The organism is Moritella yayanosii, assembly GCF_900465055.1.
In the GTDB taxonomy this organism is placed as follows: domain Bacteria; phylum Pseudomonadota; class Gammaproteobacteria; order Enterobacterales; family Moritellaceae; genus Moritella; species Moritella yayanosii.
The window spans coordinates 2,184,755-2,207,421 of the sequence record NZ_LS483250.1; the positions used below are offsets into that span (position 1 = coordinate 2,184,755).

A 22,667-nucleotide genomic window follows, 5' to 3' on the forward strand; every position below is an offset into this window, starting at 1 on the left:
TCATTATACTAAATTATTTAATCATTATATTAACGATCATCAGGCTACTGCCTAACAATGTAACGCGTCATGATAATAAAAAATAATGCGCCGATTAACGCAATAAATACCCCAGCATTAATCATAATCGGCGCAAAGAGTGTCCGTCCAAGGGTATCAGCCCAAAGCGTCATTAATGCCCCTAACAGCATGCTGACAATGCCTAATTCCGTACCGCGATAGCCAATAATATTTTTAGCTAAAAATGTAGCGATCAATCCAATAAATCCGATAGAACCAACCAAGGCAATCACAGGCGCCATCGCAAAGACCGCTAATATAATAATAAATATGTAATATTTTTTGGCATCGACGCCTAATGACATGGCGTGCTGATAACCAAAATTGAGCGGATTAATATAACGGCTTAACAACAAAAACACCCCGATGATCACCGTCATCCAAATGCTTAAAAAGCTGGCACTGGCAAGATCCAGAGATAAAAAACTACCAGATAAAAATGCCATAAGAAAAGCCATATCTTCGATAGTGACCGACGACAACAGGATATCGCTGAACGCAGACACAACCGCACCCACGGCAATACCGACTAATACGATAAAGGTACCGTTGAGGTTTTTATGGACAAACCAGAGCACCAGCAACGCGGTAACGAATACCCCAAAGAAGCTAGCAAGAATACTCGCCGTTAAGGAAACCTGTGAGAACACCACATACAGCACAATGACTGACAGCGCCGCACCATCAGAAAGTCCTAATACGCCAGGATCGGCCAACGCATTACGCGCGGCAGTCTGTAATAAGTAACCCGATAACGCCATCAAGGCGCCCGCAGCAATAGCCCCCATAATACGGGGTAATCTTAGTTCATAGATAGTAGACGTAGCGTCATTAAGCGCGACATCAAAGCCGATAACCGCGTACACATCTGCCCACGACACACTGACCGAGCCTAATTTAAGACTGTAAACAAAACTCAGACTCAGCACTAGCATTAATGCGCAGAGCACCCAGACAGTGCGTTTATAAATCGGTAAGCTGATCCCTTTCGAGGGACTTATGATCATATTTTGATCGTCAAATATATTCATGACATACGTTTATCCCGGACCATAAAATACAGTAAACATAAAAAACAGATACTGCCAATAGATGCACTGACACCACCGACGATCAATACCTTGGGCGCAATAATGATACGAGCGAGTAAGTCTGACAGACTCAATAATAAACCACCGATAAGCATCGATAACCAGGCCCCTTTATTACCCACCTCGCTGACAAAAAGCTTACTGATATGCGGTACGACCAAGCCAATAAAACCGATAGGACCGACAATCGAAACAACCAACGAGGCCAGTAAAAAAATACACAGCAAGGTGATATTACGGGTTCGGGTGACATTAACCCCGGCACTGCGCGCCTGTTTCTCCCCCATGATCATCACGTCCAACGAGCGTCCTTGGCTTAACAGCACCCCGATCGCCAGCAATGCCAGAGGATAAATCCGACTTAAATCGGTGAAATCAGCGGGACTAATATCCCCCAGTAACCAGTCTTGAACATTGGCAAAACGCAGTGGATCGAGCTGCATCAAAAAACTGCTTAGCGAGGAGAACAACATAGACACCAGACTGCCAGCCAGCACAATATGCAAGTTCTTGGAAATACTCGAGCGGTTCATCATTTCCGTCATCGACAGCGTAAAGAGTCCGGCAACCGCGGCACCGAGAAACGCCGGAATAAAAATATCATTCTCAGATACATTAAAAAAATAGATGGCACACAAACTGAAGAATACCGCCCCACTACTGACCCCGAGTGTGGAAGACGATACCAGCGGATTCTGAAACATTTTCTGGGCGCTAAAACCAGCCAGACCTAACATTGCCCCACAGGCCATGGCAACAACCAAACGCGGTAATCTTTGTTTGATCACGATGTGGTGAACAAACTGCTGGCTGTCAAAAGCGAAAATGGCTTGAAAAATATCTTCCCAAGCTATCGGGCGCGCACCAATACTGATGTGAGTTAACGCCACCAGTAACAGCATCAGCGTCAATAAAAATACCGCGCCGAAAAAACGATAGCTGGGTAATATTCTAAATAAAGAACGCGATAAAGTGCTAGGCAATGAGATGCGTTGGAACATGAATACCGACCTTTTCGTTACCAACACGTGACGTGTTTACATGAAAAACATGTTGCATCATGGTATCGGTGATCACCGATTGTGCTGCACCTTGTGCATATATCTTTTGCTCGGCAAGCACGATCACGTGATCCGCGTATAACGCCGCTTGAGTCATATCATGTAAGATAGCAACCACAATTTTACCTTGCTGAGCCAACTCTCGACCTAGATCTAACAGCATATATTGATGCTTTAAATCTAAATGTGTAGTCGGTTCATCCAACAATACGATGTCCGTTTGTTGGGTGAGTAACATTGCCATTCTGGCACGTTGTTGTTGACCTCCGGACAGTGTCGACAAGCGTTTATTTGCCAGTTCGGTAAGCTGCATTTTTTGCATTGCTTGCTCGGCTATCGTTCGGTCTTCGGCACTAAATCGAGAAAAAAAGCCTTGGTAGCAAAAACGCCCTTGCATCACCATATCCGCGACGGTCATAAACTCAGGCAATGGCATGGACTGCGATAATACTGAAACACGCTGTGCTTGCTCTTTAAAGGAAAGTTGCTGTAGGTCTTTGCCATTAATGCTGATCAGCCCTGATGACAAGGGTAAATGACGCATGATCAAATTGAACAGGGTACTTTTACCGCAACCATTTTGACCGATGATCACATAGAATTTCCCCGGTTCAAAAGTCAGAGAAATGGCATCTAATATTTTATGATCAGCTTGGTAGGCAAAACTGACGTTATCGATTTTGAGAGTCATAGTATATCAACAGAATGGCGTTGATGAGAATGATAACCAATAACAAATATGATGTAAACATCAAGCATGAAGTGGATGAAAAAGGAGCAGTTGCAATAGAAATGTTGAGCTTTTATTTAAATTTAATGACTAAAATGAAATTAAGGATTCACTTGAATAATGAATGTTGTACTTCACATTACAACATTCATTCGATAATCAAATTAATCTATTTACTAATCGGATAGCTTTTCATTTTCCATTCACGGAAACCGCCATCCATAGAGATAACATCGGTATAACCCATACGCTGGATAAATTCAGCAGATAATGCTGAACGATAACCACCACCACAATACAGTACGATACAGGTATCAAGTGCTGGATATTTGCCTTCTAGATCACGCTCAATAATGCCACGGCCCATGTACTCAGCACCGCTAATACGGCTTGCAGCCCATTCGCTTTCTTCACGCACATCTACCAGTACAAATTGTTTACCTTCATCTTGCCACTGCTTTACATCATCACAGCTGCATTCTTTAACCACTTTGCGTGCTTCATTACATAAATCTAAAAATCGCTGACTATGAGCCATGTTGTTATCCTTTTTTGTTTAATAGCAAATTCTTACCGAACTATAATTTCATTTTATATCTGATAATTCAATCGCCCAGCGCATAAAACAACAAAAACCCGCACTAGGCGGGTTTTATAACAGTCCGAAGACCAATACGTTAGTTATATATCTCTAAGACTTACATCATTGGATCTTGGTCTGCGCCTTCTTTTTCGACCACGGGTGGTAACATCGTTTCACGACATACGCCTAATCGCAGTGCTAATGCACTCGCTACGTAAATCGAAGAATAGGTACCAACCACAACACCGATTAATAGTGCCAATGCAAAACCATGGAGCAGTGCGCCACCTTTCAGGAATAATGATACTAAAACCATTAATGTTGTACCAGAGGTGATTAACGTACGTGATAATGTCTGCGTTAATGATACGTCCACGATTTCCACTGAATCATCAATACGCATACGGCGGAAGTTCTCACGGATACGGTCAAATACCACGATAGTATCATTCAATGAATAACCAATAACGGTCAATAACGCCGCTAAAATAGTTAAGTCGAATTCAATCTGTAATGCCGAAAAAATACCTAACGTGATGATAACGTCATGCGCCAGTGCCAATACCGCACCCGATGCTAAACGCCATTCAAAACGTACACCAACATAAAGCAAGATACAAATTAATGCAGCAAGCAGCGCGAGGCCACCTTGTTCAGCTAATTCATCACCTACATTTGGACCAACAAATTCGATACGGCGCATTTCTACACTCTTATCATAGCCCTGTAATGCGGTAATAATTTGGCTACCAAGATGCTCATTGTCCAAACCTTCACGTGGTGCAAGGCGGATCAATACATCACGGCTAGAGCCGAAATGTTGGATCACCGCATCATCAAACCCTTCCGCGGATAACAACGGACGAATCACTTCAAGATCAGCAGGTTTATCATAACCCACTTCAATCACCGTACCACCAGTGAAATCAAGACCCCAATTGATGCCTTTGATCGCAATAGAAGATATCGATAAAATAACTAACAGCGCGGATAAAATAAACGCGGATTTCGTCATCTTCATAAAGTGGATCGTGCGTTTGGTTTTAATAATTTCAAACATAATTAATCCCCTAGATTGAAAGTTTATCGATCTTTTTATTACCCCAAAGGAAATTCACGATCGCACGTGTCCCTATGATGGAAGTAAACATAGAAGCAGCAATACCAATTGCTAGCGTAATAGCGAAACCTTTGATCGCACCAGTACCAACCGCAAACAAAATGATCGCTGTTAATAACGTGGTAATATTGGCATCAGCAATGGTTGATAACGCATTCTCATAACCACGATGAATCGCTTGTTGCACGCTACAGCCTTCTCTTAGCTCTTCACGAATACGTTCAAATATCAGAACGTTGGCATCAACCGCCATACCGATTGTTAATACGATACCGGCAATACCAGGTAACGTCATTGTCGCACCAGGAATCATCGACATGATACCAATGATCATGATGATGTTGGCAGATAACGCCACATTGGCAACCAGACCAAATTTACGATAGTAGACTGCCATGAAGATAACAATAGCAATCATGCCATAAATCATCGCAGCTAAGCCGTTTTCAATATTTTGCTTACCTAGGCTAGGACCAATGGTACGTTCTTCAACGATTTGAACGGGCGCCACTAACGCACCTGCACGCAATAATAACGCCAGATTTTTCGCTTCGCTGCTACTGTCTAAGCCAGTAATACGGAAACTACGCCCTAACTGCGCTTGAATTGTCGCCACGTTAATGACTTCTTCAATTTTTTTCAGTTTCGATTTTCCATCAGCCGTTTTTTCACCCGTTGGTTTGTATTCAATGAATACTGTCGCCATTGATGTACCGATTGCTTTTTTCGTCGCACGAGACATTTTACTGCCACCTTGCGAATCAAGATCGATATTAACCTGTGCACGACCAAACTCATCTAAGCTCGATGTGGCACCGGTGATGTGATTACCCGTTAAGATAACTTGTTTCTTCAATACCACAGGACGACCGTCACGCGTGATATATTTTTGGCTACCAGCAGGCACTCGGCTGCTATAAGGGTCCGCTTTATTATCAACTAAACGGAATTCTAACGTGGCCGTTGCGCCTAAAATTTCTTTGGCTCCAGCGGTATCCTGAACACCCGGTAATTCAACCACAATGCGATCAGCACCTTGACGCTGTACTAACGGCTCAGCAACACCTAATTGGTTTACACGGTTACGGATAATAGTGATATTTTGTTGCAGGGCATATTCTTTGATTTCGGCAAGTTTGTCTTCTGTCATTTTTGCCGTGAGACTAAATTGACCATTATTTTCACTGTCGGTTAACAGTAGGTCCTGATATTTAGTTTCAATAAGTTTGATTGCTGCATCACGTGTTTCAGCATCACGAAAACGCGCGGTAACACCATTACTGTTTTTACGTATTGCGGTATAACGTAGTTTTTCTTCCCGTAAATCGGTACGGAAATCTTGCAACATTTGATCTTGTGCTTTCACTAACGCTTCTTGCATATCAACTTCTAATAAGAAGTGAACACCACCACGTAAATCAAGACCGAGTTTTAATGGTCCAGCACCAATACTTTGTAGCCAGTCTGGTGTGGCAGGGGCAAGGTTTAAAGCAACAATGAATTTCTGACCAAGTTGCTCTTTTAAGATTTCACTAGCAAGTAACTGTTGTTCACTGTCGGTTAAACGAACCAATACTTGATTATTCTCTAATGAAACACTTTTATAGCTGATATCTTGTTTATCGAGTTCTGCTTTCACTTTATCGAGAGTTGCTACTTCAATAACAGCACCACGTGCAGCAGAGACTTGAACAGCGGGGTCTTCCCCGTATAGATTCGGTGTGGCATAGAGTAAACAAATGGCGATCGTAGCGATCACCATTAGATACTTCCACAGAGGATATTTGTTTAACACAATATTACCTTACTGGGATACGGAAAAGATTAAAGCGACTGCATGCTACCTTTTGGTAATACTGCGACAATGTAATCACGCTTAATAGTAACTTTAGTTGCATCAGTAATGCTGATCACCACGTAATCATTACCGTCAGAAATCTTGGTTATTTTACCTACGATGCCACCAACAGTAAGTACCTCTTCACCTTTTGACAACGATGACATTAGGTTCTTCTGTTCTTTTTGACGTTTCGCTTGTGGGCGATAGATCATGAAGTAAAAGATCACACCGAAAATACCTAACATGATCAACATTTCATAACCACCACCAGCTGGACCTAGAACACCTTCAGCAGCAACTGCATTTGCAATGAACAAACTCATTTTTATTTTCCTTTATAAATTTTAATATTGATATGATAAACCAATCACATCACATTACTACTAATGAGAAAGGTTTACCAAACTTAGATCGACAATCAGGTTAGTGTTTGCTTAATAATTAAGCGTCAGACTTCGCTAAAGGTGGCACTTCACGGCCTTGTTTAGTATAGAAATCTGTAACAAACTGTTCAAACGTATCAGAATCAATCGCGTCACGGATACCTTGCATCAGGTTTTGGTAGTAACGTAAGTTATGCATTGTATTTAAACGCGCACCTAAGATCTCGTTACATTTGTCTAAATGGTTCAGGTATGAACGCGAGTAGTTCTTACATGTGTAGCAATCACATTCAGGATCAAGTGTACCGGTATCGGTTTTATGCTTGGCATTACGGATCTTAATAACGCCTTCACTTGTGAACAAATGACCATTACGGGCATTACGCGTTGGCATTACACAGTCAAACATATCCACACCGCGACGCACACCTTCAATCAAATCTTCAGGTTTACCAACGCCCATTAAATAGCGTGGTTTATCTTCAGGTATTTGTGGGCAAGTGTGCTCAAGAATACGGTGCATGTCTTCTTTTGGTTCACCTACTGCTAGGCCACCAATCGCATAACCGTCAAAGCCAATGTCTAATAAGCCTTTTACCGAAATATCACGTAAGTGCTCGTAAACACCACCTTGAATAATACCAAACAAGTTGTTTTTGTTTTCTAATTTATCAAAGTGATCACGTGAGCGTTGTGCCCAACGTAATGACATACGCATTGATTTCTCAGCTTCTGATTCTGTCGCTGGATATGGCGTACATTCATCAAAAATCATCACTACGTCAGAACCCAAGTCATCTTGGATTTCCATTGAGGTTTCTGGATCTAAGAAGATCTTGCTACCATTTACAGGATGACGAAAATGCACACCTGCTTCGGTAATTTTACGCGTTTTACCTAGACTGAATACTTGAAAACCACCTGAATCAGTCAGGATAGGACCCTGCCAGTTCATGAAGTTGTGTAAACCACCGTGTAGTTTCATTACCTCTTGACCAGGACGCAGCCATAGGTGAAAAGTATTACCTAATAGGATATCAGCGCCGGTTGCATCAACTTCTTCAGGTGTCATGCCTTTTACCGTACCGTAAGTACCTACTGGCATGAATGCTGGCGTTTCAACTACACCACGTTCAAAGATTAAACGACCACGACGCGCGTTACCATTGGTTTTATCTAATTCGTATTTTAACTTCATATCAACCTCAAGTCAGAGAAACAGTCTGACATTACTTCTCTCAAAAAATTCAAACAACGTACTTTATCAGTCGTTGTTTATCGTGAACAAACTAGCCGTGAATGGATAAACAGCAACGCACGACTAATTGAATTTATGTTGCCGTTTGCTTAGTGACAAACATCGCGTCACCATAACTAAAGAAACGGTATTTCTCAGCAATCGCATGTTGATAAGCAGGCATCACATGATCATACCCTGCGAACGCAGATAACAGCATGATCAAGGTTGATTCTGGTAAATGGAAATTGGTTATCATGGCATCAACAAGTTGGAACTTGTAACCAGGGTAAATAAAGATGTCAGTATCTTCAAAGAATGGCGCTAACGGTAAGCCCTTTGCCATGGTTGCTTGCGCTGCACTTTCTAAAGACCGTACCGATGTGGTACCCACCGCGATCACACGACCACCATTGGCCTTTGTTTCAGCAATTTTAGCGACAACGTCTGCAGATACTTCGGCATATTCTGAATGCATATGGTGATCAAGAATATTATCCACACGTACTGGCTGGAAAGTACCCGCTCCAACGTGTAGCGTCACAAACGCGATGTTTACACCTTTATCTGCGAGTTCTACTAACAATGCTTCATCAAAGTGTAAGCCCGCTGTTGGCGCCGCGACAGCACCCGGTTTTTCATTATAAACCGTTTGGTAGCGCTCTTTATCTGAATCTTCGTCAGGGCGATCGATATAAGGAGGCAGTGGCATATGGCCAATGTCTTCTAATATTTCCAATACATGACGCTCGTCTAAAAATTTCAATTCAAATAATGCATCATGACGGGCAATCATCTCGGCCTTCACGGTACCTTCTAAGATAAGTTGCGCACCTACTTTTGGCGACTTAGAAGAACGTACATGCGCAAGTACTGAATGATCGCCAATCACACGCTCAACCAGCACTTCGATTTTACCGCCAGAGGCTTTTTTACCGTACATACGCGCAGGAATAACGCGGGTATTATTAAATACCATCAGATCGCCAGCTTCAACTAAATCGAGGACGTCAACAAACTGCTTATCAGTAAGTTCGCCACTATTGCCGTTTAGTTGGAGTAGACGGCTTGAACGTCGATCCGCTTTCGGATAACGCGCAATTAACTCGTCAGGAAGACTAAAATTGAAATCTGAAACCTGCATGAAGGTACCTTAATCGAACTTAAAATTGAAATAGTCCGCTAGTCTAGTTATCAAGTCGCAGAAGATCAAGTTAAGAACACCACAGCTGCAAACATCCAATTGAATACTTATACAAAACGCGCTAAAGTAGCGCGTTTTATATAACAAATTTATTCACTTTTTAACAAACTTAGTTACATTACTCGTTATTGTATCGCCTCTAAATGCTTTACGGCTGTAAAGTTTTAACAAAGGTAAAATTCGGCTGGCTTCATGCTCACTCCAAGCTACACCGTAAAAAATAAGTTTACTACCAATATCAAAGTGATGTTTTTCAGTACAGACAATACGCTCTCCATTCGGCCAACGAATTACAAATTTACGCGCTAAGTTACGACCTGATCTACGTGAAACAACAAAACCCACACCACCAATACTAATATCTTTAGCGACTGCTTTAGCCCAAAAAAAATCTATAAACAAAAAACGTCGATAAATTTTTATGGGCACGCCTTTAGTTTGATAGATGAGTGGAATAGATTTTGATTCAAATTTCCAACGATAAAATTTACGATTTGGTTCAATCTCCATGATCACTTTCCTACGTTATCAAACAAGACTTTTGATCTTAATACTGGTCTATTATATTCTGCTCTATCAACCGCGTTATCAATAGCATTATCCGGTTTATCTCGATTAAATAACGACTTAATGGCTTCCTCTGCGTCTTCAGTCAGCAACAATAACTCGATTCGGCGGTTAACACTCGATTTAGGGTTCGCAGCATCAATCGGCATCGTATCTGACATCGCGACGACTTGTGCAACCCGCTCTCTCGGCATACCGCCAATCTGTAGCATTTGCCTTGCTTGCAGCGCCCGTTTGCTAGACAGCTCCCAGTTAGTAAATGCCGCATTATGAAACTTAGAGCGATCTGTATGCCCAGAGATCATTAACTTATTCTCTATAGGAATAAAAACGGGCGCTAATGAGCGTAAGACATCCTGAAAAAATGGTGTCATCTGCGCACTACCACGGCGGAACATTTTATGTTTAGCGTTATCATGTAATAGAATTCGCAAACCTTGTGGCACCACTTCAATGTCAATATTTTCCGCGGCACCAATCGAATCAGTAAGAGCCTCTAATTTAGAAGCTAATAATGCTAATTGCTCTGGAGAAGTTAACTGCCCTTTCAGCAATGAATTCATCATGGGCTTATCACCGTAACCACTATCCCCTTCATCATCTGCAGTACGCTGATTTAAAGAACGAGCCGTTTTTTTAGATATTGAATGTTTTGTTAAATCTGGCTGATGTCTACTGTCTAATACAGATAAATCAGCGCCAATACTTGTCGGTAAAGGATTACCACTAAAATCGAATGGATTACTTTCACTCTCAAATATTGAATAATTACGTATACTTTCAGAAAATTCCTTACGTTCATCGGCGTTTGAAACAGCAAGGATCCACAGCACCATAAAAAAAGCCATCAACGCTAACATAAAATCAGCAAATGCGACTTTCCAAGCACCGCCACCTTTAGATTTACCTCGACGTCTTCTTTTACGCTTAATAATAATAATATTTTCTGACATTAGCCTTCCTTAGAATTAAGCCATTGTTCCATTTCAACAAATGTCGGCTTAATTTCTCGATCTATCAACTTGCGTCCAGAATCAACAGATAGCACGGGTGATTTACCTGAAATATGTGACACCATCATCGTTTTGACGCAAGTTAATAGCAGTAATTGATTATGTACTCGTGCAGCAAGTGATTCGCCAACCGGTTCAAATAAGCAGTAGCAGAAAAAAATACCCAGGAAAGTCCCGACTAAAGCGGCACCAACGTGCAAACCTATCATCATTAATGGTCCATCTAGCGAAGACATGGTAATGATAATCCCCATTACAGCCGCTAAAATACCAAAACCAGGCATAGCTTCACCCGTAGTATGCAAGGCTTCAGATGGTTTTAATAAATCATCTTCAAGCGCTTCAATCTCACTTTCTAACACATGCTCTAATTCATGAGACGACATTTTCCCCATTGACATCATCCGAAAGTTGTCAGTAATAAAATGCATTAATAGATGATCAGAATGGATATGCTCGTATTGTAAAAATAATGAACTGGTTTCCCAGTTTTCAATGTGGTCATCAATCGACTTTAGTCCTTTATTGCGAACCATTTCCATCAGCGTATGCATCACCAACAGTAATTCTTTCATTACTTCGCCGCGATCGGCTTCTTTTTTAAAAGACGCGAAAAACTGATTTTTTAATTCAACCAATACATACTTAGGATTTGCGATCAACATTGAACCAATACCAGCACCTAGAATAATCAGCAATTCAGCTGGTTGCCACATAACAGCAAGTTTTCCTCCTGCGAGCATAAAACCACCGAAAACACAGAGGAGGATGATCCCCAGACCTACAAATTTTTGCATAACAAGCCTTACAATAAATTGGTTAAATGAGAATGGAGCTTCTTAAGCGCCAATTGATGTAACTGACACACTCTAGATTCGGTGATCTTAAGGGTAAGGGATATTTCTTTCATATTAAGTTCATATTGATAATATAAGGTCAGTAATAATTGATCTCTTTGATCGAGTAAAGACAGCGTTTGCTTCAGGCTACGCTTAATATCAAATTTTTGAATATCTGAGTTTTCATCTTTAATATCCGTACCTGCTTGCAGTAACTCATCGAGGCTCTGCATCTCTTCAGAGACACTATCAAAGATCATATCTTGCAGCTGCCCAGCATCTATCTCTAAAAATGCCATTAACTCTTTTTCATTCGCTTCCCGGCCTAACGTACGCGATAAAGTACGTCTAGCTTGATTTAATGAATGGCCTTGTTGACGCGCTTGACGTGGGCGCCAATCCTGCCGCCTTAGTTCGTCTAGTATTTCACCGCGTATACGCAGAAAAGCGTAGCTTTCAAATCCATAATCTGGCTCACTACCATAACGGCGAATAGCTTCGAGTAAACCCATTGTCCCTATCTGAACAAGATCCTCATAGGATTGCAACGTACCGATCTGGCTACGTAAATGCGTCACAGCTCGCTTGACTAAATGCATATATTTAATCAATAACGCATTTTCATCTACCACCGATGCCCTCGCATTAAAAGCACTGTTGTCCCAAGCAACCGAGTTTGTCACAGCAAGCTCCTATTGAACGACCAGTTTGGTAATCAGCACACTATCAATGATGCCATTCATGTCATGCCGAATGAGTACTTCATCTAAGCCTGATAACATCTCTATTTGTAATTGCTCTATATTTTTCAAATTTTTACGGATCGTGTCATAACTGCGTTGACTGAGGTTTTGGACAAAAGAATTTTGGATCACCGGCATAAAATAATTAATCCTCTCAATAGACGCTTCTAATTTAGTCTCTAAAGTAACCTCCATCATGACATAGTAAATTGTGCGTTCACTTTCAACACTTACCACCATTTTATCAAGCGGTATATAAAACGGTCGGGGTGACTTTGCGACTTCTGGCGTTGGCATTAATGCTGCAATCTGCGCTTTAATCTGCACCTGATATTTAAAACCTAAAAAGCCCATTGCTGTGATAATAACTAACCCAATAATTAATATTTTGCCTTTCATATATGTATTAAAACCTTAAATTTTTAAAATCACACCAGAGTATTAAATAAGCCGCGCTGCTCGATAGGCAAAAGCGTTACATTTTCTTCTTGTTCCTCAGAAGAAGAGAGTGCGACATTATGTTCACGTTCCTGAAATTCTTTCTCGCCAGAACCGCCTCCGACATTAACATCGACCCCAGCACCAAACTGATTAGAAAGCTCACTTCGGAGCTGCTGTAATGATGCCTGTAGTGCCTCTCTAATCGCACTGTTACTGGTATTAATCATCACCGTCAAGCGGTCTCCGTCCATGCGCACAGATACATCTAAACGGCCAAGATCAGGTGGATCCAAACGTATATTAGCTTGCTTTATGTTTTGATGAACTTGCATTTCAATACGATCTTGTAGCACATTAAATAACTGCTTAGACCATGCATTTTGCTGACTCTCCATTTTGACGGCAGACCACTCATGTCGTCCTTGAGTCGCTTGTGTCATCAAGCGTTCAGGCGAGTTAATATCGGCTATTTGCTGCTCGATACGCAGGCTCGCAACATCAACGGGCTTGTTATCGTTAAGATTCGCGCTTGTTAACTTATCCAGCAATACGACTGTCGATAATTTTTGCGTCGTGTTCATCACTTTCATTTCTGGGCTGAACATCTCGCCAGACGCTAATTTGGTCACGTTAGCTTTTACTGCATCCGTCGCGCTCGTATTTAACTGATTAACGTGACGTTCTATTGCACTCGTCTCTGTAGCTTGTGTTTGATGCTTAACAGCTTGTAACAGCGAGATTGACGGTGATTGTTGATGACTAAGTTCAACAGGATTAACAGAGCCTCTTACCGACGCTGAGTTATCAGCAAGTAGCGACGTAGGGACCTTCGTTGTTGTTGCGGTATCTGTGGCATTCGCTTCTGGTGCTAAAAAATGAGCAAAATAATGGTCTTTAGTTTGGTCTCGAGGGACTAAATTGTCCTGATGCTCTGGGCTAACAAAATCAATACTATCTTGCTCTTCAGCATCAATGCTATGACCACTTTTTTTATCAGCCTCTTTAGCTTGCAGTGGTTGCGGTTTGATAGCATTCGTAGCTGTATTATTTTGAGCGCCTGCATGACTGGCTATTGTCGTGGTCATTGCAATCATATTTCTAGTTCCTGATAAGCCATAATACCTTCTCTGTTTTTGGTATGATTTGCCATTACACCAGCGAGATGCGCTTGTTGCTGTTTGCATAGCTCTAGCACTTTAGAATGGCTGCTTTTTAAGGCTGTGAGCTCTCTCTGTAATTGTAACTTTAGCGCTGGTTTTAAATTCAATAACGAGAGTAAGGTGGCCACTTCATGATCTAATTTAACCACCTCGTTAACGTTAATATTTTCATTACTTGCTTTTACAACGCGGCAAAAATGAGCATGTAAAATTATAATTTGCTGCTGTAATGATTTTATATCTAACACGCTTATCACCTTAGTCAATACGGCCTAATGAAATATTATGCAAACTACAGACCAACTTTTAAAGCTTTGTTATTAAAGGAAAATAAAATAGTATAAGGAAACTTAACTTCCGCTCAACTTCCGCCAGCGGAAATAATAACACCGGGATACCCTGCATTATTATTGGCTACATTAGCGCTAAACTAAGCTGCATCTCGGCCTATATTGGCCCAACCTTCTTTCAATTTTTCCATCACATTAACCACAGTACTCAGTTCTTCAACATCATTACTGATGCTGATGTTATAGAGCGTATTGGCACAGTACTCATATAAGTGATGAAGATTAGCCGCTACTTCGCCACCCTCTTCCATATCAAGTGCCGCATCTAAACCCGATACAATATCTAAACATTTACTGATAGATTTACCTTTATGCTCATATCGACGACCTACAATATGACCTTCGGCACGGGCTATTTCATCTAATAGCCCGTCAATTAACATCACCACTAATTTGTGGGGATCGGCCGTGGCAGCCTGTGCTTCGGTATTGGTTTCCTGGTAGGCATCATAACCCAGATCAAATTCGTTCATGTTTCTATCCTATTGACTAAAATTGTTGGATCATACCAAACAGACCACTGGTCTGCTGCATCTGGCTCTGTAATTGCTGCATCGCGGTAAACTGTTTCAAGTAACGCTGATACAGACTCTCCATCTGCACATCTAACTGCGCGGTTTTGTCTTGCAGTCTATCAATTTCTGAATTTAAACTCGACACCCGATTATCATATATCCCTTTTGACTGACTATAGGGCTTTAACGTTGTGGATAATCTGTCCACAATGCCATCTTTACCCAGCAACATGTTGTTGAGAATATCCGGATCTTTATCCAGTGACTTGGCCAGAGCTTCTTTATCTAGGGATATTTCGCCGTTTTTATCAAACTTAAGACCGACCTGACTCAGGTAGCCACCGTCGGGCAGATTGGAAAACACAGAACGCAACTGCCGCATCATCGAGGAGGCGGTACTGTCGCCAGACAGGGGTGCTCGGGTTATATTCTTCGTCGCGCCGGTCTCGACCTTAGAGATCGTCGCGGTTTTAACCCGGCCCATCAGGCCGTTATAGGCACTCACCAGTAACTCTAATGATTTGGTGATGGCATCATCATCACGCCCGACCGTTAATGTCAGCGGCTCGCCGACATTGGTTTTGGTCAATTCCAGGGTGAGATTATCGGTAATATTTTCAACTTTGTTTGACTGCGAAGTAATAGCGATGCCGTTAAAAGTTAATTCGGCGTTTTGCGCCTTGCTCAATTCGATTTGACCTGTGACTATAGTTTTCGTGGCATCATCAGGGTCTGGAATAGTTTTACTGTTAACGGCTGTATCTAATAATGTATCAGCAACGCCAGCATACTCCACTGTCAGCGCATGCTCGGTACCGGTTTTTGTACTGCTCAATACCAGTTTAACATCAGTACCGGTGCGAATAATGGACGCCTGCACCCCGGGATTATCTTCCGCATTGTTAATGGCATTCCGTAGATCCATCAGATTAGCATCTTCGGGCAATTCGTGAAGATTCAACACCATGTCTTCTGAGCCCACCGAGAACTTCAGCGCCCCCTCACGAGGTATCTTCACATTCTCATCTGTAAACGTCAGGCCAATGCGCGATGCCTTGGCCAACTGGCTGACCTCAATGCTGTAATCACCGACAATAGCGCCGTCAGTGGTACTGGCCTTAATAATGCCTTCACTGCTTAACTTGGTGTCGGTCGCCCTTAAATCACTGCTTTTACTTAAGTCTTTAAGTGCCGTCGATAAATTGCCCACCTTTCCGTCTAATGCTTTGAACGCTCTGATCTTATTATTGACTGTCGCTTGCTGCGTATTATTGTGTTTATCCAAACCGGCACGAGTAGCAGCCACCAACTGTGAGGAAAAAGAAGCGGGATCTATCGCCATAACAACTCCATAAAAACAAAAAAGATCCTATATTCCGGGTTTGGATATAGGATCATATTTTTAATTCCAAACGGAATTAATGTATAACTCGGTCATTACGCGATTAACGTAACAGACCCATTACCATGCCGCCGATCTGGTTGCTCTTGCCTAGTACAGACATACCAGATTGCATTAACAGCTGTTGCTTAGTCATGTTTGCAGATTCTGCAGCAAAATCAGCATCCATAATACGGCCTTTAGACAGTTCAATATTCTGGTTCATGTTGCCCAGGTTATTGATTGTGTGGTCTAAACGGTTGATTGACGCACCGAACTGGCCACGTAAAGAGCCAATAGCATCAAGCAGGCGGTCAGCACTTGCCATTGCTGTTTTTGCACTCGCTTGATCGGTAACTTTACCCAAACCTGCTTGTGCTGCAGCCAAATTACCAAGCTTACCTGAAGTATCAAGCTTCATGTTTTCATTCGCAGAAGAACCGATCTGGAAAGTGATCTCAGCACCGAAGGCACCGGCTGATGATGCAACACCAATTTTACCTGCTGCCGCGTCTTCAGCGGTTTTAAGGTCAGTTTTAGCACTATCAACCGCGGTTATTTGACTAGCCGCAGTGTCAAATGTACCCACTACAGCCGCTGTAATTTTAGTTGTATCAGTAGCTGCGGTTACCGTAGCACCTGCTGCAGTAGTACCAGTGACTGTTGAGCCAATAGCTGCATCTAGAGTAGATTGTGCTGCTTCAACAGTATAATGAAGGCTTCGGTTCGTTGTTGCATCAGCTACTGACACTTCTGTCGCTAACAGTTTCTTACCTTCACCGTACTGAGTATTTTGCGCGATGTTAGTTAATTCTGCCGCTAACTCTTTGTATTCATCATTTAGCGCCGTGTATTCTGCTTTGCCGTTAGTGCCGTTAGCCGCTTGCGTAGCAATATCTTTCATACGCTGACCAATGCTGGTCATTTCTGATAACGCGCCTTCTGCAGTTTGCATCATTGAGATAGCATCCTGGGCGTTACGCATACCTATTTTCTGACCGTTAGACTGAGTCTGTAGACGCGTTGCGATCTGTAGACCAGCAGCATCATCCGATGCAGAGTTGATACGTAGACCAGTACCTAAACGTTGCATTGCAGTTGACAGCATGCTGTTGGTTTTGCCCAGTTGGTTTTGAGTAACCAGTGACGCGTAGTTAGTATGAACTGATAAAGCCATGTGAAAGTATCCTAATGCTATTGATTATAAAGAGATGAAATAGAAGTATTTAATGCCTTCTCATCTCGCTTATAAATACAAAGCGACACTCGATCCTAAAAACTTAAATTTATTTTTATTTTATTTTAAATAAATAAACATAATGCGTTGTATCTTTTAATTTAAGCGTTAATGCACATGAACAATCGCGATCTACTTTTACGTATCACTGCAGATCAGACTCCATCATACTCATTATATAACAACAGGTTAGTAATTATAAAACCAAAAATTCAACCAGTTTACTTATTCAATAATGCTACTGCGGTATTACGCGATATATTGGCTTGCGCTAATAAACTCGTTAACCGACTGCCAAAATCACCGTCACTGAGTAATGCTGATAGCTCAGATGCCACGGCGCTAATATCAATAGGCGCAGAGTGAGACCCTTTATTTCGAACCTGATCCATGGCCGCTCTAAGCTGCACGATAGCATGACGCACATCAGCTTGTACTTGTCTTACTTGCTCATTAACGTCTTGCTTATGCCCATTTTTTTTATTGGCATTGCCATCGATGGCGTCAGCCAAACTCAATAAAGCGCCCACTTGTAATTGCATCTGCACCGGGACTGGATTGCCCGCCGGCACTCGAATACCTTCACCAGAAAATAATACCGGTTCATTAAAAAACCGACTATTATCAGATGTTGGATTGAAGACTAATTTTTGCTCGGCATTAAGCGTCACGTGGGTATCAACCGCAGCTAAAGAACGGTTAATGCTCATTAATATTTCTTTCGGCTCAGCATAAGCAGGAATGTGAAAACTCACCGACTTACCCGCGGATGGCAGTACCATACTCAGTGTTTCTGCGGGTTTTTTCGCTAATAAATTCACACTATTCAACACGTAATTAGGGCGTTCTGTATGGCGATTCAATACTTTTGGCTGTAACTGGCCATTTAAGTCTTTACTCGTGACATGGTCAAGTTGGCGCACTCGATTAGCCATCACGTCAGCATTATTAACTTTGTTATTGAGCATCGTACTAATATTAACAAGCTCCCGATACACAGTACCTAAACTATTCTCTGCACTTTTATATTGACTAAAAGTCAATTGGTTTGAATTCAGCCCAGACCAACGCGCTAAGCCTGATGCTGTCACATTACCATTGCGTTGTTTGTGCCGTTCAGTCGTCGTTAGCTTGCTATCCACGACATTAACACTCGACCCTTTAGTCGATTGGTTTGCCGCAGGAGTAACAAGCGAGGGTAAATGTTTAGTGCTATTAACTAAATTATCACTAACTTTATTAAGTAGATTTATCATTATCTTACATCACATTAAACAAGCTTAATCTACTTGCCTTAACATACACCATCTGTGTTGTTTTTAGTGCCAATTCAGCTTGAGCAAACTCAAATGAGGCCGTGCCATAGTCGAGTTGCTCTAAGGATAACTGCAGTTTTTTTCCATATAAACTAATATCAGCATTGGTATCTTTCGTTTGTATAATTTCTGATAGACGAGTACCGATAATCGTCAGTAATTGTAAGTTGGTATCAGCACTCGAGTCTATCGCCGCTAACATAACCTTTCTGTCGGCAGGGACTTGGCTATCCGTGTTTAACTTCTCGATATAGCCATCTAAGTCTTTAAAAAAATCTTGGCCACCATCAAAAAAAGTTTCTCCAACATCTATGTTCGAAACAACCTTAACACCGGAAGCAATGGTTATTTTACGTTCACGATTATCACCGACATAGGTGTAGTCCCCTGTGACAGGATCGGGTCCTGCAATTGGTGCTTTTTCGACTTCTGAGCCGGAAAATAGATATTTTCCATTACTGCCTTTGGCATTTGCACTCGCCAGTAATGACTCTTTTACCGCTTCCATTTCTTGAGCAATCGCTTTGCGTCCTGCCGCGGTTAGCGTGCCATTACCCGCTTCCAAAGTTAAATCACGCAATTTCCCGAGCTGGTCGGAAATACTGGTGACATAGGTTTCAGCCCCTGAAAGATGACGACGAGCGTTTTCAATATTAGTATTAAACTGTTTTAAATTGGCTTGTTCCGCTTGTAACGCCATCAATTTCACCGTACCTAACGGATCATCTGATGGTTTAATAATGCGCTTGCCCGATGCCTGTTGTTGAATAATATGAGCAAAACGACTTGCGCCTCGATCCATACCGCTCATGACGATACGCTGAAGTTGAACTGTACTCACTCGCATAATTATTCCTTACATCATCCTTAATAGGGTTGCAAATAGCTGATCAGCAATGCTAATTACTTTTGCGTTAGCATTATAAGACTGCTGATACTTCATTAATGAAATACCTTCTTCGTCGAGGTTAACACCACTCACCGAGTCACGTTGAGCTAATGCAGCTTCAGCCATCGTTTTACTTGCTTGCGCACTAGACCGTGCCTCACCACTTTTAATCGCAAGAGAACCAACCAAACCATTATAAATACCTAACAAGCCATCTTTCATCTCAAGTAATGCGGTTAAATTAGTATTATCACCGGGACCAGTACCGGCCGCACCCAAGGCTAAATCTTTCGGTTTAAATCCATCAGACACCTGGAATGAACCCGCGGGATTGGATGGATCATAACTAAACAATGGTTTACCTACGCCAACGGGATCGTTAATATCTTGACCTGATCCCAATTGGTTGTTCATCGCATCAGCAATGTCTTTGGCTAATTTATCTAATTCTGCTTTCGTTGGATCTAAAACATGACTCTGATAAGATAAAACACCACCTATTTTACCGCCAACGTCACCATTAAAAGTAAAATTTTGCCCCGCGATACTCGCCGCATAACCTGACCCTTTACTTGATAGCGTGGCGGCACTGGCTCCCAATACCACCGGCTGTCCGCCGGAAAGAGAGAGCGTGATAGACCCATCGCCCTGACGGCTGACATCAAGCGCCATCAATTCAGCTAATTTGCTAATCGTTTCAGCTCGTTGATCCTGTAATGCGGTCACATTACCACCCGTCGCGCTGCTCTCTACAATTTTACTATTTAAAGCAGCCACTTGCGAAAACATGGTATTAGCAGAACTCATCATGCCATTAACTTGTTGTGTAATATCGGTACTCTGAATATCCAAATTTGAATATAAAGAATTAAACCGATTGGCAAGCGCATCCGCAGAAGCAATAATTTGCTGTCGGGGTGCCATGGTACTTGGTTCTGTAGTTGCCGAGTCTAACGCGCTAAACAAGCCATCAAGGCCTTTCGCTATACTGAGGTTTTCGTTAGCAACGAGCTGTTCACTGATCATAAGATAGCTACTATACGCTTGCGCAAAACCATTATTTGAATTACTTCGCCACAAGCTATTATTAAGATAGTTATCCGCGATACGACGTACCGAGGTGATCTCAACGCCTTGCCCCGTGCTTAAGTTTGCGTTACTCGCGCTATAGCGCGAACTACTAATAGCATCAAGACGGCTATAACCAGAAACATTCACATTCGCGACATTGTTACTGACTACATTCAATGCTATCTGCGACGCATTTAAACCAGATAACCCATTACTGAACATGCTCATAATTAATTTTCTCTTAATCTACTAAATATTTAATAGCGGCTGGCTAAACGAGCCAAGCAAGGTCTCTTGAATACTATTAGCGACCTGTTTTTCATTAAACTTTAATCCAAAGTTTAAATTATTTTCCAGAGGTGCATCTGCAACACTCGCCACCAGTGGCGACATCTGCCTGACCATTGCGTCAGCAATACCTAGAGCACTCTTATCCGCCATCGCCATTGTTAACTGCCCATCATACATATCGCGGTACATTCGCTGGCGATCGCTATTAACAAATGAATCATCAGAAGCTAACGCATCACTCGCAGTGCGCATACTTTTTAATACCATTTGTAAGAACATGGTTTCAAATTGATCGGCCACCTGAATCAAACCTTCAACCGTATTCCCATGTTCTTTAATTGCATTAACGGTTGTTGGGTCCATTGCTAACCCCGTTATTTCTATTTTTGTCATTGAGTTACTACCAGCTTTGTCATTAAATTACTACCAATTCAGCTTCTAATGCACCCGCTTGATCAAGTGCTTGTAAAATTGACATTAAATCGTCTGGCGATGCACCTAAACTATTAATAGCTCGGACAATAACCTCTAGAGATGTACCTTCAGGCACAATAAACATCGGGTTATCGCCTTTCTGTATATAGATTGACGACTCTGGTGTTATCGCAGTATTACCATTAGAGAATGCATTGGGTTGACTTACATTTGAGCGTTCATTAATGGTTACCGTTAAATTACCGTGACTAACAGCCGCTTTGCGCACCTTCACATTCGCCCCCATGACCACAGTCCCTGTTCGACTATTAAACACAATACGCGGTTTAACTCGACCTAACTCAATTTCTATCTCTTCTAACATCGACATGAAGGTAACGCGTTGACGGGCATCAACGGGTGCGGCCACGGTCACACGATGTTGTCCTTGCGCTTGTGCTACGCCGTCACCAAAAATAGCATTGATGGCAAGTTCGATGTTACGCGCCGTTTTAAAGTTCGGTGTTTTAAGATTAAGTACCACTTCTTTTGCGCTAATAAAATTCGTTTGGATCTCTTTTTCAATCGTGCCCCCGTTAGGGATAATACCCACAGTCGGCGTATTCACTGTCACTGAAGAACCAGAGCTACCTGTCGCTTTTATGCCGCCAACCACAAGGTTACCTTGAGCCGTAGCATATATTTCACCATCCATACCACGTAACGGTGTTAATAACAGGGTGCCACCACGTAAGCTTTTCGCATCACCAATCGAAGACACGGTAATATTGATGGTTTGACCTTTACCAACCTGAGATGCCACCTCAGCAGTGATCATAACTGCTGCCACATTTTTTAATTTAGGGTTGCCTTTATCACCGAGTTTTACGCCAAACTGCTGCAACATATTAATCATTGACTGAGTCGTAAATTTCACCTGACTCTTATCCCCCGAGCCATCTAAACCCACAACAAGCCCATAGCCAATCAGCTGATGTTTACGTAGCCCTTGGATATCGGTAATATCCAATAACATACGCTGATATGCAGCACTGACACCGACAGATAACAGTGTCGAACATAATAACACTGATAACAATATTAGTTTCTTCATTCATTTAACCTAAGTTA

Annotated in this window: 24 protein-coding genes; all 24 read right to left on the reverse strand. The window is 42.0% G+C overall.

Annotation, left to right across the window (positions count from 1 at the left end; translation table 11 throughout):
* Positions 1-44: 44 nt before the first annotated feature.
* The 24 genes from MORIYA_RS09980 to MORIYA_RS10095 all read right to left on the reverse strand — a co-directional run bounded on the left by MORIYA_RS09980 (position 45) and on the right by MORIYA_RS10095 (position 22,650).
* Positions 45-1,091, reverse strand: coding sequence for a FecCD family ABC transporter permease (locus MORIYA_RS09980; RefSeq protein WP_112714828.1), 1,047 nt, complete (start codon positions 1,089-1,091; stop codon positions 45-47).
* Positions 1,088-2,152, reverse strand: a complete 1,065-nt coding sequence (locus MORIYA_RS09985; protein WP_112714830.1) for a FecCD family ABC transporter permease — start codon at positions 2,150-2,152, stop codon at positions 1,088-1,090. Before MORIYA_RS09985 ends, MORIYA_RS09980 begins: the two co-directional genes overlap by 4 nt.
* The gene (locus MORIYA_RS09990) at positions 2,127-2,903 is read right to left on the reverse strand and encodes an ABC transporter ATP-binding protein (protein WP_112714832.1); all 777 of its coding nucleotides are present in this window, start codon (positions 2,901-2,903) and stop codon (positions 2,127-2,129) included. Before MORIYA_RS09990 ends, MORIYA_RS09985 begins: the two co-directional genes overlap by 26 nt.
* A 208-nt stretch (positions 2,904-3,111) precedes the next feature.
* Complete coding sequence (locus tag MORIYA_RS10000; RefSeq protein ID WP_006031088.1) at positions 3,112-3,480, reverse strand: rhodanese-like domain-containing protein; 369 nt, start codon at positions 3,478-3,480, stop codon at positions 3,112-3,114.
* Between the two features lie 160 nt (positions 3,481-3,640).
* On the reverse strand, positions 3,641-4,585 hold the full coding sequence (gene secF / locus MORIYA_RS10005; RefSeq protein WP_112714836.1) for a protein translocase subunit SecF: 945 nt from the start codon (positions 4,583-4,585) through the stop codon (positions 3,641-3,643).
* Between the two features lie 10 nt (positions 4,586-4,595).
* The gene (secD, locus tag MORIYA_RS10010; protein ID WP_112714838.1) at positions 4,596-6,440 is read right to left on the reverse strand and encodes a protein translocase subunit SecD; all 1,845 of its coding nucleotides are present in this window, start codon (positions 6,438-6,440) and stop codon (positions 4,596-4,598) included.
* A 29-nt stretch (positions 6,441-6,469) separates the two neighbouring features.
* Positions 6,470-6,808, reverse strand: a complete 339-nt coding sequence (yajC, locus tag MORIYA_RS10015) for a preprotein translocase subunit YajC (protein ID WP_112714840.1) — start codon at positions 6,806-6,808, stop codon at positions 6,470-6,472.
* A 118-nt stretch (positions 6,809-6,926) separates the two neighbouring features.
* The gene (tgt, locus tag MORIYA_RS10020; RefSeq protein WP_112714842.1) at positions 6,927-8,066 is read right to left on the reverse strand and encodes a tRNA guanosine(34) transglycosylase Tgt; all 1,140 of its coding nucleotides are present in this window, start codon (positions 8,064-8,066) and stop codon (positions 6,927-6,929) included.
* 133 nt (positions 8,067-8,199) lie between these two features.
* Positions 8,200-9,249, reverse strand: a complete 1,050-nt coding sequence (gene queA / locus MORIYA_RS10025) for a tRNA preQ1(34) S-adenosylmethionine ribosyltransferase-isomerase QueA (RefSeq protein ID WP_112714844.1) — start codon at positions 9,247-9,249, stop codon at positions 8,200-8,202.
* Between the two features lie 153 nt (positions 9,250-9,402).
* Positions 9,403-9,819 carry a hypothetical protein gene (locus MORIYA_RS10030; RefSeq protein ID WP_112714846.1) on the reverse strand — a complete coding sequence of 139 codons (417 nt, stop codon included), beginning with the start codon at positions 9,817-9,819 and terminating at the stop codon, positions 9,403-9,405.
* Between the two features lie 2 nt (positions 9,820-9,821).
* The gene (locus tag MORIYA_RS10035; protein ID WP_112714848.1) at positions 9,822-10,829 is read right to left on the reverse strand and encodes a flagellar motor protein MotB; all 1,008 of its coding nucleotides are present in this window, start codon (positions 10,827-10,829) and stop codon (positions 9,822-9,824) included.
* Complete coding sequence (motA, locus tag MORIYA_RS10040) at positions 10,829-11,686, reverse strand: flagellar motor stator protein MotA (RefSeq protein WP_112714850.1); 858 nt, start codon at positions 11,684-11,686, stop codon at positions 10,829-10,831. Before motA ends, MORIYA_RS10035 begins: the two co-directional genes overlap by 1 nt.
* A gap of 8 nt (positions 11,687-11,694) precedes the next feature.
* The gene (fliA, locus tag MORIYA_RS10045; protein ID WP_112714852.1) at positions 11,695-12,411 is read right to left on the reverse strand and encodes an RNA polymerase sigma factor FliA; all 717 of its coding nucleotides are present in this window, start codon (positions 12,409-12,411) and stop codon (positions 11,695-11,697) included.
* Positions 12,412-12,420: 9 nt separating this feature from the next.
* The gene (locus MORIYA_RS10050; protein ID WP_112714854.1) at positions 12,421-12,870 is read right to left on the reverse strand and encodes a flagellar basal body-associated FliL family protein; all 450 of its coding nucleotides are present in this window, start codon (positions 12,868-12,870) and stop codon (positions 12,421-12,423) included.
* Between the two features lie 29 nt (positions 12,871-12,899).
* Positions 12,900-14,006 (reverse strand): flagellar hook-length control protein FliK, encoded by a 1,107-nt coding sequence (locus MORIYA_RS10055; protein ID WP_162629263.1) that lies wholly within the window; start codon positions 14,004-14,006, stop codon positions 12,900-12,902.
* Positions 14,003-14,320, reverse strand: coding sequence for a hypothetical protein (locus MORIYA_RS20835; RefSeq protein WP_162629264.1), 318 nt, complete (start codon positions 14,318-14,320; stop codon positions 14,003-14,005). Before MORIYA_RS20835 ends, MORIYA_RS10055 begins: the two co-directional genes overlap by 4 nt.
* A 182-nt stretch (positions 14,321-14,502) precedes the next feature.
* The gene (fliS, locus tag MORIYA_RS10060; protein WP_112714858.1) at positions 14,503-14,895 is read right to left on the reverse strand and encodes a flagellar export chaperone FliS; all 393 of its coding nucleotides are present in this window, start codon (positions 14,893-14,895) and stop codon (positions 14,503-14,505) included.
* A gap of 16 nt (positions 14,896-14,911) precedes the next feature.
* A complete protein-coding gene (gene fliD, locus MORIYA_RS10065) occupies positions 14,912-16,279 on the reverse strand; it encodes a flagellar filament capping protein FliD (RefSeq protein ID WP_112714860.1) in 1,368 nt (455 codons plus the stop codon).
* Between the two features lie 103 nt (positions 16,280-16,382).
* Positions 16,383-17,495, reverse strand: coding sequence for a flagellin N-terminal helical domain-containing protein (locus MORIYA_RS10070; protein WP_112714862.1), 1,113 nt, complete (start codon positions 17,493-17,495; stop codon positions 16,383-16,385).
* Positions 17,496-17,776: 281 nt separating this feature from the next.
* Positions 17,777-18,811, reverse strand: coding sequence for a hypothetical protein (locus MORIYA_RS10075; protein WP_112714864.1), 1,035 nt, complete (start codon positions 18,809-18,811; stop codon positions 17,777-17,779).
* Between the two features lie 4 nt (positions 18,812-18,815).
* Positions 18,816-19,718, reverse strand: coding sequence for a flagellar hook-associated protein FlgL (gene flgL, locus MORIYA_RS10080; protein WP_112714866.1), 903 nt, complete (start codon positions 19,716-19,718; stop codon positions 18,816-18,818).
* Positions 19,719-19,727: 9 nt separating this feature from the next.
* Positions 19,728-21,059: a flagellar hook-associated protein FlgK gene (gene flgK / locus MORIYA_RS10085; protein ID WP_112714868.1), complete on the reverse strand. Its 1,332-nt coding sequence runs from the start codon at positions 21,057-21,059 to the stop codon at positions 19,728-19,730.
* Between the two features lie 21 nt (positions 21,060-21,080).
* Entirely contained in the window at positions 21,081-21,515 is a 435-nt protein-coding gene (locus MORIYA_RS10090) for a rod-binding protein (protein ID WP_112714870.1), read from the reverse strand.
* A 22-nt stretch (positions 21,516-21,537) separates the two neighbouring features.
* Positions 21,538-22,650, reverse strand: a complete 1,113-nt coding sequence (locus MORIYA_RS10095; protein WP_112714872.1) for a flagellar basal body P-ring protein FlgI — start codon at positions 22,648-22,650, stop codon at positions 21,538-21,540.
* Positions 22,651-22,667 lie beyond the last annotated feature (17 nt).

Bases quoted from the DNA above. Each gene is read 5' to 3' on its own strand.
- MORIYA_RS09980 (WP_112714828.1), bottom strand. From the start codon at position 1,091: ATGAATATATTTGACGATCAAAATATGATCATAAGTCCCTCGAAAGGG.
- MORIYA_RS09985 (WP_112714830.1), bottom strand. From the start codon at position 2,152: ATGTTCCAACGCATCTCATTGCCTAGCACTTTATCGCGTTCTTTATTT.
- MORIYA_RS09990 (WP_112714832.1), bottom strand. From the start codon at position 2,903: ATGACTCTCAAAATCGATAACGTCAGTTTTGCCTACCAAGCTGATCAT.
- MORIYA_RS10000 (WP_006031088.1), bottom strand. From the start codon at position 3,480: ATGGCTCATAGTCAGCGATTTTTAGATTTATGTAATGAAGCACGCAAA.
- secF (WP_112714836.1), bottom strand. From the start codon at position 4,585: ATGTTTGAAATTATTAAAACCAAACGCACGATCCACTTTATGAAGATG.
- yajC (WP_112714840.1), bottom strand. From the start codon at position 6,808: ATGAGTTTGTTCATTGCAAATGCAGTTGCTGCTGAAGGTGTTCTAGGT.
- tgt (WP_112714842.1), bottom strand. From the start codon at position 8,066: ATGAAGTTAAAATACGAATTAGATAAAACCAATGGTAACGCGCGTCGT.
- queA (WP_112714844.1), bottom strand. From the start codon at position 9,249: ATGCAGGTTTCAGATTTCAATTTTAGTCTTCCTGACGAGTTAATTGCG.
- MORIYA_RS10030 (WP_112714846.1), bottom strand. From the start codon at position 9,819: ATGGAGATTGAACCAAATCGTAAATTTTATCGTTGGAAATTTGAATCA.
- MORIYA_RS10035 (WP_112714848.1), bottom strand. From the start codon at position 10,829: ATGTCAGAAAATATTATTATTATTAAGCGTAAAAGAAGACGTCGAGGT.
- motA (WP_112714850.1), bottom strand. From the start codon at position 11,686: ATGCAAAAATTTGTAGGTCTGGGGATCATCCTCCTCTGTGTTTTCGGT.
- MORIYA_RS10050 (WP_112714854.1), bottom strand. From the start codon at position 12,870: ATGAAAGGCAAAATATTAATTATTGGGTTAGTTATTATCACAGCAATG.
- MORIYA_RS10055 (WP_162629263.1), bottom strand. From the start codon at position 14,006: ATGATTGCAATGACCACGACAATAGCCAGTCATGCAGGCGCTCAAAAT.
- fliS (WP_112714858.1), bottom strand. From the start codon at position 14,895: ATGAACGAATTTGATCTGGGTTATGATGCCTACCAGGAAACCAATACC.
- fliD (WP_112714860.1), bottom strand. From the start codon at position 16,279: ATGGCGATAGATCCCGCTTCTTTTTCCTCACAGTTGGTGGCTGCTACT.
- MORIYA_RS10070 (WP_112714862.1), bottom strand. From the start codon at position 17,495: ATGGCTTTATCAGTTCATACTAACTACGCGTCACTGGTTACTCAAAAC.
- MORIYA_RS10075 (WP_112714864.1), bottom strand. From the start codon at position 18,811: ATGATAAATCTACTTAATAAAGTTAGTGATAATTTAGTTAATAGCACT.
- flgL (WP_112714866.1), bottom strand. From the start codon at position 19,718: ATGCGAGTGAGTACAGTTCAACTTCAGCGTATCGTCATGAGCGGTATG.
- flgK (WP_112714868.1), bottom strand. From the start codon at position 21,059: ATGAGCATGTTCAGTAATGGGTTATCTGGTTTAAATGCGTCGCAGATA.
- MORIYA_RS10090 (WP_112714870.1), bottom strand. From the start codon at position 21,515: ATGACAAAAATAGAAATAACGGGGTTAGCAATGGACCCAACAACCGTT.
- MORIYA_RS10095 (WP_112714872.1), bottom strand. From the start codon at position 22,650: ATGAAGAAACTAATATTGTTATCAGTGTTATTATGTTCGACACTGTTA.